1 protein-coding gene is annotated in these 331 nt (G+C 59.2%); it reads left to right on the top strand.

Going from position 1 to position 331, the window contains the following annotated elements:
• Positions 1 to 331: hypothetical protein (locus SB816_RS30490; protein ID WP_410548051.1), on the top strand; the 331-nt coding region annotated here is incomplete at both ends.

Genomic DNA, 331 nt, shown 5'->3' with positions numbered 1-331 from the left:
CGGCGTCGACCTCACGCATATTCCGAAGCGTCTGGGTGATGGATTCTACGAGCAGCAACTCGTACGCAATCAGGTCACTTCGCTGACCGGCCGTGCGGTATTGGGTCCGTACACGGATCTTCAGACGATGTATCAGCAGTTGATGGCGGCGGGTGCATCGTTGGAGAAGACGCTTAATCTCTCGCTGGGCGCGAGCCTGTCGGCCGAGCAGGTATCGCAGCTCACGAACAACGTGATCATGATGGAAACGCGAGTCGATGCGTCACGTCTGTCCATCCGGTTTTTCGCGCGCAACGCGAGCCCACAGCGCAAGCACCTGGTCCTCATGCCC

Source organism: Achromobacter sp. SIMBA_011 (genome assembly GCF_046535435.1).
Taxonomy (GTDB): domain Bacteria; phylum Pseudomonadota; class Gammaproteobacteria; order Burkholderiales; family Burkholderiaceae_B; genus Achromobacter; species Achromobacter dolens.
The sequence above is the reverse complement of the archived record's forward strand: the minus strand, read 5'-3'. Positions and strand labels throughout refer to the sequence as shown.